Here is a 14570-nt window from a genome sequence, read left to right as displayed (position 1 = left end):
GCTGAAGCATGTATATTCTTCAGCCCTTACAAACCGTTACAGATATAAGTCGGTTACTCGGCCGGGACTGGCGCCGCGCTGCCCGCCGCATCGCGATAGACCAATGCGGCCTCCTCGCTGGCGGCATGGGCCTCGGCGCGGCTTTGCAGGGCGGCATGATCGGGGGAGTGGTGACAGACCGGATCGGTGGCAGACGCGTCACCGGTCAGTGCCATGGCCTGACAACGACAGCCTCCGAAATCCACGGTCTTTCGGGCACAGCTCTTGCACGGGTCGCGCATCCACTCTGTGCCGCGATAGGCGTTGAAGGCTGCCCCCTCGTACCAGATCTCCTTGAGGCTCCGGTCCCGCAGACTGTCAAATGTCAGATGCGGGATCGTCTGTGCTGCATGACACGGCAGGACCAGCCCTTCCGGGGTGACATTGAGCCCGGTGGAACCCCAGCCGCCCATGCAGCGTTTCGGCACATCCGAATGGTAATCCGCCGGCACGTAATCGATCACCAGCACATCTTTTAACCGCGCCCGCGCCGCCTCCACCAGACGGGTGGCCTCCTGCGCCTGCACGCGCGTCGGCATCAGCGCATCGCGGTTTTTCAGAGCCCAGCCATGGAACTGCACCGTGGCAACCTCGATCCGGCGCGCGCCCATCTCCACCGCCATCTCCAGCGCCCGCGGCAATTGATGCAGGTTGCGCCGGTGCAACACCGCGTTGAGGGTCAGCGGAAAGCCGATCTCGCCGATCCACTGCGCCACCTGCATCTTGCGCTTGTAGCCGCCGCGATAACCGCCGATCTCATCGGCCATTTCCGGCGTGGTGCCCTGCAGGCTGAGCTGGATATGATCGAGCCCGGCCGCATCCAGCGCCCGCAACCGCCGCTCGCTCAACCCGATGCCGGAGGTGATCAGATTGGTGTAGAGCCCGGCGTCGCGCGCCGCCGCCACCAGCGCCTCGAGATCACGTCGGCTGGCGGGCTCTCCGCCCGAGAGATGCAGCTGCAACACCCCGAGGTCGGCGGCCTGGCGGAAGATACCGGCCCAGGCCTCGGTGTTCAATTCGCTGTCCTGACGGGTCAGCTCCAGCGGGTTGGAACAATAGGGACAGGACAGCGGACAACGATGGGTCAGCTCGGCCAGCATGGCAATCGGCGGGCGCGTATCGCTCATGTCGCCACCTCGGCCGTGACCTCTGTCACCACCTCGAGAAACCGTTTCGACCGCAGCGCCGCGAGAAATCCGGCGCTGTCCTGCATGATCTGATCTTGCGGCGCATTGTAAGCCTCGGCCAGCGCGGCGGTGATCTCACTGAGGCTGCGTTTGCCATCGACCTCGGAAAGGATCGCATGGCCGACCTGATCCAGCGCCACCGTGCGTTCAGGCGCCAAAAGCACCCAGCCGCCGCGCACCCGATCCTGATGCAGCCGCACGCCACGCGGCAGGACGGGGATCTCCTCCCCTCGCATCGCGCCCCGCATCACGCGGCTCTCGCGTCGGCCATGCCCTCGCCCGGGACCCAGGCCCCCGGCGGGATGCGGCCCGGTTCGACATAGGCGCCCCAGAGCGCGTCCAACTGGGCCCAGAGCACATCGGTCTTGAAGATCAGCGCCTTGGCGGCCTGATCCTGTTTCTCCGCCGTATCCGCATGATCGAGCACCCATTTGAGGCCAAAGGCCACGTCTTTCGGCGCTTCGCTCAGGCGTTTGCGGAAATAGGACAGAGACGAGTCATCGGCGAAATCGTAATTCTGCAAGAGCCCTTCGATCCGGCTGGCGTGGATCGCCGGGGCAAACAGCTCGGTCAGCGAGGCGGCCACCGCCTCCAAAAGGCTCTTGTCGCGGACATAGCGCACATAGGCATCCACCGCGAACCGCGTCGCCGGCAACACGCCCTCGCAGGAGGCGACATAATCCGGGTCGAGCCCGACAGCCTCGGCGAGCCTGAGCCAGCGGCGAATGCCGCCCTCATTGCCCGCGCAGCCATCGTGATCCTCGATCCGCGACCGCCAGGCGCGCCTGAGATCCGGGCTCTCGACCCGCGACATGAAGGCCGCGTCCTTCATCGGGATCGAATGCTGGTAATAATAGCGGTTGATCACCCAGGCCCGGACCTGATCCGGGCTGCATCCGCCGCCATGCAACAGCCCGTGAAACGGGTGCAGATCGTGATAACGCTCGGCGCCGATCCGGCGCAACCGCGCCTCGAAGTCTTCGCGTGCCTGTGCCTGTGCCTGTGCCTGTATCTGCGGCGCAACCTGTGTCATAGTGCAATCTCCATTCCGTCCTGACCGATGGTCCATCCCGCCTGCTGCGCGACCCGCCGCTCCGGCGCATCGGGGCGCAACACCGGATTGGTGTTGTTCATATGGACAAAGACCTTTTGCCCGAGCTCCAGATCGGCAAAGGCGGCGAGGCTGCCGTCCTCGCCCGACATCGACATATGTCCCATGCGCTTGCCGGTCTTGGCGCCGAGGCCAGCGCGGATCATCTCGTCATCGCGCCACAGCGTGCCGTCGAAAAACAGCAGATCCGCGCCCGCGATCCGCGCCCTGAGCGCGTCATTCAGACGGGCACAGCCGGGGATGTAGTAGATCCGTCGCTCACCGTCGCCGTCGCTCACCCGCAGCTCCACGCCGACGGTCTGTTCGCCGACGAGATCAGTTTCGACCACCTCGCCTTCGAGATAAAGCGGCACTTTGCCGGGCACCGCAAACAGCGTCGCCATGAGCCCCGGAACGATCTCGAACGGCCGCTCCAGCGCGACCTCGGCGCGGGGCACGACATCGGGGTTTACGGCGTTGAAAATCGGATTTTTCGCCAGCACCTCATGGATGCCCGGCGTCGCATAAAGCGTGAACCCCTGCATCTCGCGCAGGGTCAGAAGACCGGCCACATGGTCGATATCGCCATTGGTCAACAGGACCGAGCTGAGCGGCATCTCGCGCAGCCCTGTCGGATAGAGCTCCGGCGTTGCCGCGATTTGGCTGCGAATGTCAGGAGAGGCGTTCAGCACCGCCCAGTCCCGGCCATTGCCGGAAACCGCCAGCGAGGATTGGCTCTGGGCCGGGATCTCTCCCACCCGCGCCAGCCGGCAATTGTCACATCCGCAATTCCATTGCGGCAGACCGCCCCCGGCCGCAGCTCCCAGAATACGCGCGCGGAAAACCATGATATCCTCCGCGCACGGGGTCTCAGAACAGCACGCCGTGATCGTCGTCGTGATCCGGGCCGTACATGTTGATTTCCATGCCGCATTCGATTTCGCGGATGACGGGTTTGTTCCAGGCCATGGGGTCTCCTCCTCAGAATTGGCAAACAGGGTTGGCATAGTGGCTTGATCCCGCGTGCCTTTCGCAATTCCCCCGGAACGGGTTCGCCGCGAAAGACACTCTCAAGGCGGGACATGTTCGCGCTCTCAGCTTGCCGCAAGGACGTGGATCAACGCGATACTTAATTTCTAAGAAAACCTCAGACTTTGGTCTGAACCCAACCGCTTCTGAGCGGTGCAATCCCGTCCAGAACGAAGCCGCGATGCCGCACCGTGCGGATCTCGAATCCGAAATCCATCGAGGGTTTCAGTTTCTTGCGCAGATAGCCGACATAGACGTCCACCACGTTTTCCGAACCGGAGGTCCCCGCCCAAAGCGCGTCGAAAATCTCGCCGCGCGGCACCGGGCTGCCGCAATGTTTCGCCAAAAGCGCCAGCACCGAATATTCCCGATCGGTCAGCTGCACGGTGCGTGCGCCACAGGACAGGCTGCGGGCCGGGTCCGACATGCGCGCCGGCGCCGGACGCGTCTCCGCGACACGGTGTTGCTGAACTTTCAGCCGCGCGGCCAGCTCATCGAAGCTGAAGGGTTTGACGATATAGTCATCCGCCCCGGCTTCGAGCCCGGCGGCGCGATGTTCAACCTCAGAGAGCGCAGAGAGCATCACCACGGGGATCTGCACCCCGGCGGCGCGGGCGCGGCGCACCAGATCGAGCCCGCTGTCGGCGCCCAGCATCACATCCACTACCGCCGCCGCGAACCCGCCGGTCAACAGATGCGCCAGCGCGGTATCGGCACGATTGTCGGTCTCGACCGCATAGCCATGCAGGCTCAGACCGCGGGCCAGAGCCGAGGTGATCTGCGGATCATCATCCACGACGAGAAGCTTCACAGGAGCCGCCATGCGATCAGCCTAGCCCATGCGGAGCGGCATGCGAACCGTGAATTTCGACCCGGCGCCGGCGCCCAGAGCGCGCTCCGGCGGCAGCGGGCTCTCGATCGCGATCTCTCCGCCCTGCTGCGCGACCACCCAATGGGCCAGCGCCAGACCCAGCCCGAAGCCTTGCCGATGGCTGGCGCCACGGCCGTCGCCACCCTGTGCGAACCGGTCAAAGATACGGGCCTGATCCTCGGGCGCGACGCCCGGACCGTTGTCGAGGATCGCGATCTCGCAACACGGACCCTGCCGCCGCGCCTCGAGCCGGATCAGCCCGCCCGAACGCCCATGGCGAATGGTATTGCGCAACAGGCCGACGATGACCTGGCGCAGCCAGTTCCGGTCGCCGGTGACGGGCAGCGGCTCGAACTCCGACAGGCTGAGTTCCATGCCCGCATTGACGATTTCCGCCCGGGTCTCAGCGGTCGCCTCCCGGGTGAGTTGCGCCAGGTCGAGCGCCTGCTCTTCCAGTGTCAGTTGCCCGGTTTCCGAGCGCGCGATACGCAACAGATCGTCGATCCGCCGGTTCAGCCGCGTCGCCCGTTCTTCGATCGTGGCAAAGGCCTGCTCCGGCTCCGGTGCCCCCGCCTTGCCAAGCTGCGCCTCCATCAGAATGACCGTCAGGGGCGTGCGCAACTCATGGCTGATGTCGGCAAAGAAACGGCGGCGGTCCTCGTCGATCCGTTCCAGCCGGGTCTTGGCCGCGCGCAGATCCTCGGTGCGTTGACGGATGGTCTCGTTCAGTGCGGCACGGTCCGCGGCGACCTGCCCGGCGCGCGTGGCAAGGGTCTGTGCCATGCGGTTGGTCTCGGTCGACAGCTGGCCGATCTCGTCCTGGCCTGCGTCGGGCAGAGCGATGGAAAAATCTTCCTGACCGATCCGCTTGGCCGCGTCACGCAACAGATCCAGCCGGCGCAACTCCGGCCGCACCAGCCGGAAATAGAAGGCGAAAGACAGCAGAACCGCCGCCACGCCGATGCCGATCGCGAGCCGGGTCAGACGCTGTCGCAGCGCTTCGATGCCGGTCAGGATCGCCGCGCGCAGCCGCTTTTCCTCATTCACCGCCTCCGACAGAAGCGGATCAATGCCGCTGGCAAACCCGTCGAGATAGGCACGCAGCCGCACCGGGTCCGCTGTCGGCGCCGTCAATCCGCTCTGAGTGGTCTCGAGCAGAGCCTCCATCCGGGCGATGGTCAGCGACCGGGCGGCACGACGGCTCTGGGCATCCAGCCCGGCCCGCGCGGCGCTGGCCACCTCGGCATCGAGACCGGCCCGCAACGTGGCAAAACTCTGTCCCAATGTCGCCGCAAGGACCTCCGTGCGCTGACCGCGTGCCTCCGGGGAGAGGCCGGATTGGATGAGTTCCGCCACCACGATGTAATAGGTCGAGACCTGGGTGGAGAGCGCGGAATATTGCTCGAGCCGGCGTTCCGATGCCAGGGCGATTTCCACCCGTTTCGACACCTGCGCCATGCCGACGGTCAAAAGTCCGGCGGTCAGCAATGTCGCCAACCCCAGCAAGCCGGCCCCGATCCCGAGCCGGGCCTTCAGTGAACCGTGTCGCAGCATCGCCTCGGGCCATATCCTTTCTCAACCTGCACAGATTTTAAGACTGTTCCGCCTCCGGCAAGCAATCTGAGCGTAAAACTTTGCCAAAATGCCGCATTGCAGCATTTGCAAAGGACGATTTACCCTGCCAAGGGCAAAACGGTGCTACCCTGTCCGGCATCGAGTCAATCGAGTCTTTAGTATCGGGGACTATGCTCGTCCCCTCTTGTCAGTGTCCCGATGGAGTTGCCCATGATCGAACTTCTTTTCGTTGCCTGCCTGTCCACCTCGCCGGACGCCTGCGAGGAACGCAGCCTGCTGTTCACCGATATCACGCCGATGACCTGCATGATGGGGGCACAGCCCGAGCTGGCGAAATGGACGGAACAGCACCCGGCCTATACCGTGTCGCGCTGGTCCTGCCACATGCTGCGCCAGGGCGAACAAAAGACCTGAGGCGCGGAGCTCTGCGGTGTCAACGCACCGTGTCTAGCCGTGTCTATACGCCCTTCGGATGAATTGACGCCACGCGCCAAAGACGGCAGCATTCGTGCCAAAGGGAGGCGCGCGTGCAGCATCAGGACACCGCAGACCGCAGGACGGGGCAGAGCCCGGGTCCCGCGGCAAGACCGTTCGACAGGGTCGACCAGATCGGTCAGATCGGCAAAATCGGCACGACGGGCACCTCTCTGGCATTGCTGCTGCTGATCTGGGTCGTCGCCGCCACGCTCACCCGTGACCCCGCCACCCTGCCGCAGCCCTGGGCCCTGATCTCGCCGTTTCTATCCGAATTGCGCTCGGGGGAGCTGATGTTTCATCTCGGGAAGACCTTGTCCCGGGTGATCTGGGCCTTTGTGCTGGCGATGAGCCTGGGCATCGCGCTCGGGCTCGCCATGGGGCGCAACCCGCGGCTCAACCGCTGGCTCGATCCCTGGCTGGTGATTTTTCTCAACCTGCCGGCGCTGGTGCTGATCGTGCTCTGTTACCTGTGGATCGGGCTCAACGAGACCGCCGCGATCCTCGCCGTGACGCTCAACAAGATCCCCAATGTGACCACGATGATCCGCGAAGGTGCGCGCGCACTCGATCCGGCGCTCGACGCCATGGCCAGCGTCTATCGCCTGCCCTGGCGAAAACGCATGCGCCATGTGGTGCTGCCGCAGCTCGCGCCTTTCATCACCGCCGCCGCCCGCTCCGGCATCGCGGTGATCTGGAAAATCGTTCTGGTGGTCGAATTTCTTGGCCGCTCCAACGGGATCGGCTTTCAGATCCACCTGTATTTCCAACTTTTCGACGTGGCCATGGTGCTGATTTACGCCCTATCCTTCGTCACGGTGATGCTGGCAATGGAATGGCTGGTCTTGCAACCCGTCGAGCGGCGGGTACGGCAATGGCGACAGGAGTGAGAGGCGCGTGAGCAGAACCGGGATGAACACATTGGAGGTCTCTGATCTCAGCTATCGCTATGGCGAGAAACAGGCACTCAAAGACGTGAGTTTCCGCCTGCACGAGGGGCATTTCACCGCCCTGCTCGGCCCGAACGGCGCTGGAAAATCGACGCTGTTTGCGCTTTTGACCCGGCTCTTCGTCTCGGATCAGGGGCGGATCAACATCGCGGGCCATGATCTGGCGCGTTCCCCGCGCGCGGCGCTCTCAAAGATCGGCGTGGTGTTTCAGCAACCGACCCTGGATCTCGACATGAGCGTCATGATGAACATGCGCTATTTCGCGGCGCTGCACGGGATCAAGGGCCGCGATGCCGCACGCCGGATCGATCAGGCGCTCGAGCGGCTCGACATGCGCGAGCGGGCCGGAGAGCGCGTGCGCAGCCTCAATGGTGGACACCGGCGTCGGATGGAGATCGCCCGGGCGCTCTTGCATGAGCCGGCGGTGCTGATGCTCGATGAGGCCACCGTCGGGCTCGATTTCAAAAGCCGTCGTGCGATCGTCGATCATGTCCACGATCTGGCCGACGCCGGGCTGACCGTGTTCTGGGCCACCCATCTGGTCGATGAGATCCGCACCGAAGACGCGGATAGCGATGATGTGATCGTGCTGCATCAGGGCCGGGTTCTGGCGCATGAACCGGCTGCCGATCTGCGCGGCACACAGAGCCTCGCCGACCGGTTCATGGAAATGACCGACACCGAGAGCCCGGCCGACGCCGAGACGATCGAGAGCAGCGCGGAGGCCCTGACATGAGCCTCTATCTCACCGCGCTTCTGGCGATCATGCGGCGCGAGTCGCTGCGGTTCTTGCAACAACGCAGCCGGTTTCTCGCTGCCCTGGTGCGGCCGCTGATCTGGCTCGTGGTCTTTGCCGCCGGATTTCGCGCAGCACTCGGCCTATCGATCATCCCGCCCTATGAGACCTATATCACCTATGAGGTCTATATCCTGCCGGGGCTCTGCGGCATGATTCAGCTGTTCAACGGCATGCAAAGCTCGCTGTCGCTGGTCTATGATCAGGAGATGGGCTCGATGCGGTTGTTGCTGACCGCGCCGCTGCCGCGCTGGTGGCTCCTCTTGTCGAAACTGCTGGCCGGCGTCGCCGTGTCGATCCTGCAATGCTACACGTTTCTGGCACTCGCCGCCCTGTTCGGCATCACCCTGCCACCACTGGGCTATCTCTTCGTCCTGCCCGCGCTACTGATCAGCGGGCTGATGTTGGGGGCGCTGGGACTGTTGATTTCCTCGACCATCCGACAATTGGAGAATTTCGCAGGCGTGATGAATTTCGTGATCTTCCCGATGTTCTTTCTCTCCTCGGCGCTCTACCCGCTGTGGAAAATGGCCGAAAGCTCGGACTGGCTGCGCGACATCTGCGCGGTGAACCCGTTCACCCATGCGGTGGAGCTGATCCGTTTCGCGCTCTATCAGCAGTTCAACGGCATGGCGCTTCTCTGGGTGGGGCTCAGTTTCGCGGTGTTTTTCGGACTGGCGCTTCTGGGTTATGATCCGGCCCATGGCATGACCCGGCGGCGCCGGGGGTAGAGGCTTTCGGAAAGCACAGGCCCTTCCGGCGCGGAACAAGGCGCAGCCGCCGCGCCTGCACCAGCCCGTGTCACGCCGGAGGCGTGCTTCCAGCACGACCCGAGAGGCGCATGGGAGCCGCGTACAGACCTCACATGATGGATGTCGTCTGCACTATAAAGCGCTTGGTTCAACCCTGTGAGCGCCCCCCCACGGGCAGGCTGGTCACCGCCCGCGTCATCGACGTGCAGCTCACACTCACCGCGGTTGCGGTTCGCGGGGCACAACCTGTTCCAGCGGATAATCGTAAAACGCCCAGCCATCGGTGCCTTCGGGCAGCCAGTAAACATGGCTGTAGCCATACTCGAGCGCGCGTTTGGCGGCATTCCAGCTCATCCAGCACTCCTCGAGACAGAAGAACAGCACGGGATGCGCCGTATCCCCGCCGGTTGCCGCGCTGAGCCCGGCGCGGAAATAGCCATCGGTCTGCGGGGCAAGGGCGCCATAGCCGACATTGGGCAACCAGATGGCACCGGGGATCGACAGCCGCGGCTTGTCGCGCCAGATCGTGCCCTCGGGCAGGTTGGCGGGCTTCGGCGCCTGCGGCAACACGTCGATGAAACCCACCCCGCCCGCAGTCCACAACTCATAAGCCGCCTCCGGGCCAATCACCGTTGCACCCGACAGGCTTTCCGGCACGGGGCCGCGATAATGTTCCATCCGGTAGCCCTCCGGTTCCGCCTCCTGCGCCCCGGCGCAGAGAGGAAGCAGGAGCAGCACGATGAGTGCCTTGAGCACCACGGCAAGGGACCGGGCGGCTCTCATTGCCCCACATCCAGCATCGCATCCCCCATATCGGTCAACAGAGGCACGCCGGCCTCGGTCAGGATGGCGTTGATCTCCACCTGGTTGCGGCGGATGAGCGAATTGAGCTTGCGCTGCCAGACCTTTTCGCCCTGCCGCACCCCCATGGTAATGCGGTAGAAAAGCTTCGGCGCGGCCTCTTCCTTGATCAGGGGAATGAGTTTCAGACCCGGATGATCGCGTTTCACCAGAGGTCCGGCAATCGGGCCCCAGAGCACCGCGGCATCGATCTCACCCGTCTCCAGATCCGCGAGCATATCGAGCGCCGGGCTCTCGTGCCGCCGGTCGACAAACAGGCGATAGGGCCGCGCCGCGCCGATCAACCCGTATTTCGCCATATGCGTGGCCGGCGGCGATCCGGCGATCACCCCGAGATGCAGCCCCTGAAGGCGCGGGTCCGACAATTGCGCGACATTGGCCAGCGGCCCGTCCGATTTCACCACGAGGGCATAGGCCGAGGTCATGTAGTGATTGGTGTTCAAGACCAGTTCATGACCCTGAGCATAGCCCATCACCACATCGCATTGTCCGGTTTTCAGGGTCTTGCGGATGAACCCCGTGGCCATGGGAAACCAGCTATACTGCACCGGCAGTTCCAGCTTTGCGGCAATCAGATCGGCGAGCTTGTTCTCATAACCGGACCCGTCCTGCAGCGACATCGGATCATTGGCCGGATCGGCACAGACCCGCAGGGCGCTGTGCGACACCAGATCCGCGGTCTGCGCCCGGGCGGGCACGGCCGGCAGAGACCAGAGCACCGACAGGCTCAGCGCCAGCGCCGCATGCCGGAGATTTGGCCGGAGATTTGGCCTCAGATCACGAGCCCATGCAGGCATTTTCATTCTCGACGAAGACATCGCTCTTCCGATCTTTCTTGGCCGGCCGCCCACGCGGGACCGCCTCCATGCCGCGGGCCTTGAGATAGGTGTAGATGTCGTCGATGTAGCACATCACATTGGCATTGGTGCCAAAGGCCGGCATCACCGAATTTTCGGCCGCGTCCACCTTCTGGCGACCATTGGTCACCACATCGAGAAAATCATAGTAATCCAGCGTGAGCGCGGATTGTTTCAGTGCCGGCGCATAGGTCGAGCCTTCGCCGTCGGGACCGTGGCAGACATGGCATTCCGCATGATAGCGGCGAAACCCGGAAAATGTCGGCCAATCCACCGTTCCGTCCGCCTTCACGTTGAAGGTCGGGACACCGTCATCGGTGTAATAGCGGCCGTCCTCTTCATAAGCGACAGCAATGTTCGGATCGTCCATAGTGATGTTTTCGGCAGCGCAAAGACCGCTGCTCGTGAGCATCAAAGCGGCGGCCGCGATCAGGGGAAAGGGTCGGGTCATGGTGTGCGTTATCCTGAAATCTGGGGGAAGGGCCGGCAAGGTCCGATGACCTCGCCGGTCCGAAGGAGCTGCGGATCAATCCGGCAGGGCGAAGACGGTCAGCTGACCACCCAGCGCGGTATAGTCGCTCAGGGCGGCATAGCCCCCCACGGCGCCCAGACCGTCATTGGCCTTGGTCAGACCGGCCGCCAGACCGATGCCGGCCCAGCCACCAACACCCGACAGGATGCCGATATATTGCTTGCCGCCCTGCTCGAAGGTCATCACGTTGCCGATGATGCCCGACGGGGTCTTGAAGCGGTAAAGCTCTTCGCCGGTTTCGGCGCTCACGGCTTTCAGGTAGCCTTCGAGCGTGCCGTAGAACACCACGTCACCCGCAGTGGCCAGAGCACCGGACCAGACCGAGAACTGTTCCGGGATGGACCATTTGATCTCACCCTTGATGTTGTCCCAGGCAATGAAATTGCCCATGCCACCATGGCTGTCCGGCGCCGGGTACATCGACAGCGTCGCCCCGACATAGGGCTGGCCCGCGGTGTAGCTGACACGGAACGGTTCATAATCCATGCAGACATGGTTGGTCGGCACATAGAACAGCTCGGTCTTGGGCGAATAGGACGCCGGCTGCTGGTCTTTCGAGCCAAGCGCGGCCGGGCAGATGCCGGTGGAATTCTCGTCCTCGCCATTCTGCTCGGTCGAATATTCGGCCACAACAGAGGGACGGCCATAGGTCGCGGAATTCGGGTCCATATCGACACCGGTGGTCCAGTTCACCGCCGGGTCGTATTTCTCGGCGACCATCAGCTCGCCGGTGATCCGATCCATCGTATAGCCGAGACCATTGCGGTCGAAATGCGTCAGAAGCTTGCGCATCTGGCCATCGACTTCCTGATCCGTGAGGATCATCTCGTTGATCCCGTCGTAATCCCATTCGTCATGCGGGGTCATCTGATAGACCCATTTGGCCATGCCATCATCGGGGTCGCGGGCAAAGATGGTCATCGACCAGCGGTTGTCGCCCGGACGCTGGGTCGGGTTCCAGGTCGAGGGGTTGCCGGAACCGTAATAGATCAGGTCAGCTTCCGGGTCATAGGAATACCAGCCCCAGGTGGTGCCGCCGCCGATCATCCACTGATCGCCCTGCCAGGTGTTGGTGCCGGAATCGGCGCCCACCGGCTTGCCCAGCATCGTGGTCTTTTCCGGATCGAACAGGATGTCGCTGTCCGGTCCCATGGAATAGGCCCGCCAGGCCAGAGAACCATCGGCCATGTTATAGGCCGTCACCGAACCGCGCACGCCGAATTCGCCGCCCGAGATGCCGACGATCACCTTGTCCTTGACCGGCATCACGGTCGCGGTGTTGGTCTCGCCCTTGGCGGCATCGCCGTTCATCACTTCCCAGATCACCTCACCGGTGTCGGCATCCAATGCCACCACCTTGGTATCGGCCTGATGCAGGAAGATCTTGCCATCGGCATAGGCCACACCACGGTTCACCGTGTCACAGCACATCACCGGAATGACATTCGGGTCCTGTTTTGGCTGGTATTTCCACTTGATCTTGCCATCTTCGTTCAGATCGAGCGCATAGACGATATTGGGGAACGGTGTATGCACATACATCGTGTCGCCCACCACCAGCGGCGAGCCTTCATGGCCGCGCAACACGCCGGTCGAGAATGACCAGGCCACCTGCAGATCACCCACGTTGTCGGCATTGATCTGATCGAGTTCGGAATACCGCTGGTTGGCGTAATCCCCGGTCTGGATCGCCCATTGCGTCGGGTCTTCCATCTTGGTCATCAGATCCTGGTTCGCCATCGCCGCCGTGCCGGAACACAGCGCTGCGCCCAGGATCAAAAGCTTGAGCTTTTTCATGTCCTACTCCCTTGATATGCGGCCCTGTTCTTGATGTGACCGCGATAATGTCAGTCCGGGTGCAGCTCCTCTTTCCTCCAGCCGATCCCGGATAGTCCGTGTCGTGTCGAACGCTCCTTTCTCACTTCAATGTTGCCAGATATGCGATCACATCGGCGCGCTCTTCCTCCTTGCGCAGCCCTGCGAAAGACATTTTCGTGCCCTTTACGAAATCGCGTGGTTTGGCCAGGAATTGCGCCAGCTCCTCGGGCGTCCAGACGCCGTCCTGCGCCGCCAGCTCGTGCATCGCATCCGAATAGGTGAAATCCGAAACCGAGGCGATCGCGCGCCCGACCACGCCGTTGAGCACCGGACCGACCTTGTTCTGGGCGCCTTCGCCAACCGCGTGGCAGGCCATGCATTTGCGAAAGACCTTTTCGCCCTTGGCGGGGTCACCCGCCATATCGGCCAGAGCCGCACCGGCCGGCAGCATCATCGCCAAAGCCAATCCGAGATAGTTCCTAGTCATAGCGTTCCTTCCTGTTCATTGTTCAGCTGAGCCGCGCGGCGTGCCAGGCGACATGGTCGGCGGCAAAGGAATTCACGAAGAAATACGAATGATCGTACCCCTTCTGCATGCGCAGCTCTCCCGGCTGCCGGCGGCGCGCCATCGTGGCCGCCAGAGCCTCCGGCTGCAGCAGCTCGAGGAACTGGTCGCTCGCGCCCTGATCCACCAGCAGCTCGCCTTTCCAGCCATGCTCCTCCAGGAGCAGCGTGGAATCATGGGCCGCCCAGCAGCCTTCGTCATCGCCGAGATAGGCCGACAATTGTTTGCGCCCCCAATCCGATTGGGTCGGATGCGCGATCGGCGCAAAGGCCGACAGGCTGTCATACATATCCGGATTGCGGATCGCGATGGTCAGCGCGCCGTGCCCGCCCATGGAATGGCCGGTGATGCCGTGACGGTCCGCGAGCTTCAGCTCCGAGATCACCAGGCCGCGCAATTCCTCGGTGATATAGTCATACATCCGATAATGCGGCTGCCAGGGATCGCGGGTGGCATTGACATAGAAACCGGCGCCCTGCCCCAGATCGTAGGCCTCGTCATTGGCGACATCTTCACCGCGCGGCGAGGTATCGGGAAACACGATGGCCAGCCCGTGTTTCGCCGCATGTTCCTGAAACCCGCCCTTGGTCATGGCGTTTTCATGGGTGCAGGTCAGCCCCGACAAGTACCACAGAACCGGCACCGGGCCGTCCTTCGCCTGCGGTGGCGTATAGACCGCAAAGGTCATCTCGCAACCGCAGCTCTCGGAGGGGTGTTTGTACACCGTCTGGCGCCCTCCGAAGCTTTGATTTTCGGACAAGACCTCCATCGATCAGAATTCCACGACGGCGCGGATGGATTTGCCTTCGTGCATGAGATCGAAGCCGTGGTTGATCTCGTCGAGGGTGAGCTTGTGGGTGATCATCGGGTCGATCTCGATCTTGCCGTCCATGTACCATTCGACGAATTTCGGCACATCGGTGCGGCCCTTGGCGCCGCCAAACGCCGTGCCTTTCCAGACCCGGCCGGTGACCAGCTGGAACGGACGGGTCGAGATCTCGGCCCCCGAAGGTGCCACGCCGATCACGACGGAAACGCCCCAGCCGCGGTGGCTGCATTCGAGCGCATCGCGCATCACCTTGACGTTGCCGGTGGCATCAAAGCTGTAATCCACGCCGCCGATCTGATCGGCGCCACGCTTGGTCAGGTTGACGATCTCCTCGACCACGGTGCC

General features: G+C 63.2%; 18 protein-coding genes. 4 read left to right on the top strand and 14 right to left on the bottom strand.

Annotated features, from left to right (window positions below; all coding sequences use genetic code 11):
* Positions 1–53 precede the first annotated feature (53 nt).
* The 7 genes from pqqE to BM151_RS17320 all read right to left on the bottom strand — a co-directional run bounded on the left by pqqE (position 54) and on the right by BM151_RS17320 (position 5770).
* Positions 54–1166, bottom strand: coding sequence for a pyrroloquinoline quinone biosynthesis protein PqqE (pqqE, locus tag BM151_RS17350; RefSeq protein WP_090062022.1), 1113 nt, complete (start codon positions 1164–1166; stop codon positions 54–56).
* Positions 1163–1462, bottom strand: a complete 300-nt coding sequence (gene pqqD, locus BM151_RS17345) for a pyrroloquinoline quinone biosynthesis peptide chaperone PqqD (protein WP_090062386.1) — start codon at positions 1460–1462, stop codon at positions 1163–1165. The genes pqqE and pqqD overlap by 4 nt, the downstream gene beginning before the upstream one ends.
* Positions 1463–1473: 11 nt before the next feature.
* A complete protein-coding gene (pqqC, locus tag BM151_RS17340) occupies positions 1474–2259 on the bottom strand; it encodes a pyrroloquinoline-quinone synthase PqqC (RefSeq protein WP_090062021.1) in 786 nt (261 codons plus the stop codon).
* Positions 2256–3164 (bottom strand): pyrroloquinoline quinone biosynthesis protein PqqB, encoded by a 909-nt coding sequence (pqqB, locus tag BM151_RS17335; RefSeq protein WP_090062020.1) that lies wholly within the window; start codon positions 3162–3164, stop codon positions 2256–2258. Before pqqB ends, pqqC begins: the two co-directional genes overlap by 4 nt.
* Positions 3165–3186: 22 nt before the next feature.
* Complete coding sequence (pqqA, locus tag BM151_RS17330) at positions 3187–3285, bottom strand: pyrroloquinoline quinone precursor peptide PqqA (RefSeq protein ID WP_090062019.1); 99 nt, start codon at positions 3283–3285, stop codon at positions 3187–3189.
* A 178-nt stretch (positions 3286–3463) separates the two neighbouring features.
* The gene (locus BM151_RS17325; RefSeq protein WP_090062018.1) at positions 3464–4168 is read right to left on the bottom strand and encodes a response regulator transcription factor; all 705 of its coding nucleotides are present in this window, start codon (positions 4166–4168) and stop codon (positions 3464–3466) included.
* Between the two features lie 9 nt (positions 4169–4177).
* The gene (locus BM151_RS17320) at positions 4178–5770 is read right to left on the bottom strand and encodes a sensor histidine kinase (RefSeq protein ID WP_090062017.1); all 1593 of its coding nucleotides are present in this window, start codon (positions 5768–5770) and stop codon (positions 4178–4180) included.
* Between the two features lie 231 nt (positions 5771–6001).
* Here BM151_RS17320 and BM151_RS17315 point away from each other — a divergent pair, with 231 nt between their 5' ends.
* The 4 genes from BM151_RS17315 (at position 6002) to BM151_RS17300 (ending at position 8742) form a co-directional block, all read left to right on the top strand.
* The gene (locus BM151_RS17315; RefSeq protein WP_090062016.1) at positions 6002–6205 is read left to right on the top strand and encodes a hypothetical protein; all 204 of its coding nucleotides are present in this window, start codon (positions 6002–6004) and stop codon (positions 6203–6205) included.
* A 113-nt stretch (positions 6206–6318) separates the two neighbouring features.
* Positions 6319–7155: an ABC transporter permease gene (locus BM151_RS17310; RefSeq protein WP_090062015.1), complete on the top strand. Its 837-nt coding sequence runs from the start codon at positions 6319–6321 to the stop codon at positions 7153–7155.
* Positions 7156–7177: 22 nt separating this feature from the next.
* On the top strand, positions 7178–7951 hold the full coding sequence (locus tag BM151_RS17305; RefSeq protein WP_090062014.1) for an ABC transporter ATP-binding protein: 774 nt from the start codon (positions 7178–7180) through the stop codon (positions 7949–7951).
* The gene (locus BM151_RS17300) at positions 7948–8742 is read left to right on the top strand and encodes an ABC transporter permease (RefSeq protein WP_090062013.1); all 795 of its coding nucleotides are present in this window, start codon (positions 7948–7950) and stop codon (positions 8740–8742) included. The genes BM151_RS17305 and BM151_RS17300 overlap by 4 nt, the downstream gene beginning before the upstream one ends.
* Before the next feature lie 237 nt (positions 8743–8979).
* Here BM151_RS17300 and BM151_RS17295 read toward each other — a convergent pair whose 3' ends face one another.
* From BM151_RS17295 to BM151_RS17265, 7 genes are all read right to left on the bottom strand, one after another.
* Positions 8980–9546, bottom strand: a complete 567-nt coding sequence (locus BM151_RS17295) for a PQQ-dependent catabolism-associated CXXCW motif protein (protein ID WP_090062012.1) — start codon at positions 9544–9546, stop codon at positions 8980–8982.
* Positions 9543–10421 carry a substrate-binding domain-containing protein gene (locus BM151_RS17290; protein ID WP_090062011.1) on the bottom strand — a complete coding sequence of 293 codons (879 nt, stop codon included), beginning with the start codon at positions 10419–10421 and terminating at the stop codon, positions 9543–9545. The genes BM151_RS17295 and BM151_RS17290 overlap by 4 nt, the downstream gene beginning before the upstream one ends.
* Positions 10402–10932: a c-type cytochrome, methanol metabolism-related gene (locus BM151_RS17285; protein WP_090062010.1), complete on the bottom strand. Its 531-nt coding sequence runs from the start codon at positions 10930–10932 to the stop codon at positions 10402–10404. The genes BM151_RS17290 and BM151_RS17285 overlap by 20 nt, the downstream gene beginning before the upstream one ends.
* A gap of 75 nt (positions 10933–11007) precedes the next feature.
* Positions 11008–12810 (bottom strand): methanol/ethanol family PQQ-dependent dehydrogenase, encoded by a 1803-nt coding sequence (locus BM151_RS17280; RefSeq protein ID WP_090062009.1) that lies wholly within the window; start codon positions 12808–12810, stop codon positions 11008–11010.
* A gap of 121 nt (positions 12811–12931) precedes the next feature.
* A complete protein-coding gene (locus BM151_RS17275) occupies positions 12932–13318 on the bottom strand; it encodes a c-type cytochrome (RefSeq protein ID WP_090062008.1) in 387 nt (128 codons plus the stop codon).
* 22 nt (positions 13319–13340) lie between these two features.
* Complete coding sequence (gene fghA / locus BM151_RS17270; RefSeq protein WP_090062007.1) at positions 13341–14165, bottom strand: S-formylglutathione hydrolase; 825 nt, start codon at positions 14163–14165, stop codon at positions 13341–13343.
* Positions 14166–14168: 3 nt separating this feature from the next.
* A partial coding sequence (locus BM151_RS17265) for a zinc-binding dehydrogenase (RefSeq protein ID WP_245781247.1) occupies positions 14169–14570 on the bottom strand: 402 nt, incomplete at its 5' end.

Origin of the sequence: Celeribacter neptunius, from assembly GCF_900113955.1 — a bacterium.
Classification (GTDB): Bacteria; Pseudomonadota; Alphaproteobacteria; order Rhodobacterales; family Rhodobacteraceae; genus Celeribacter; species Celeribacter neptunius.
The sequence above is the reverse complement of the archived record's forward strand: the minus strand, read 5'-3'. Positions and strand labels throughout refer to the sequence as shown.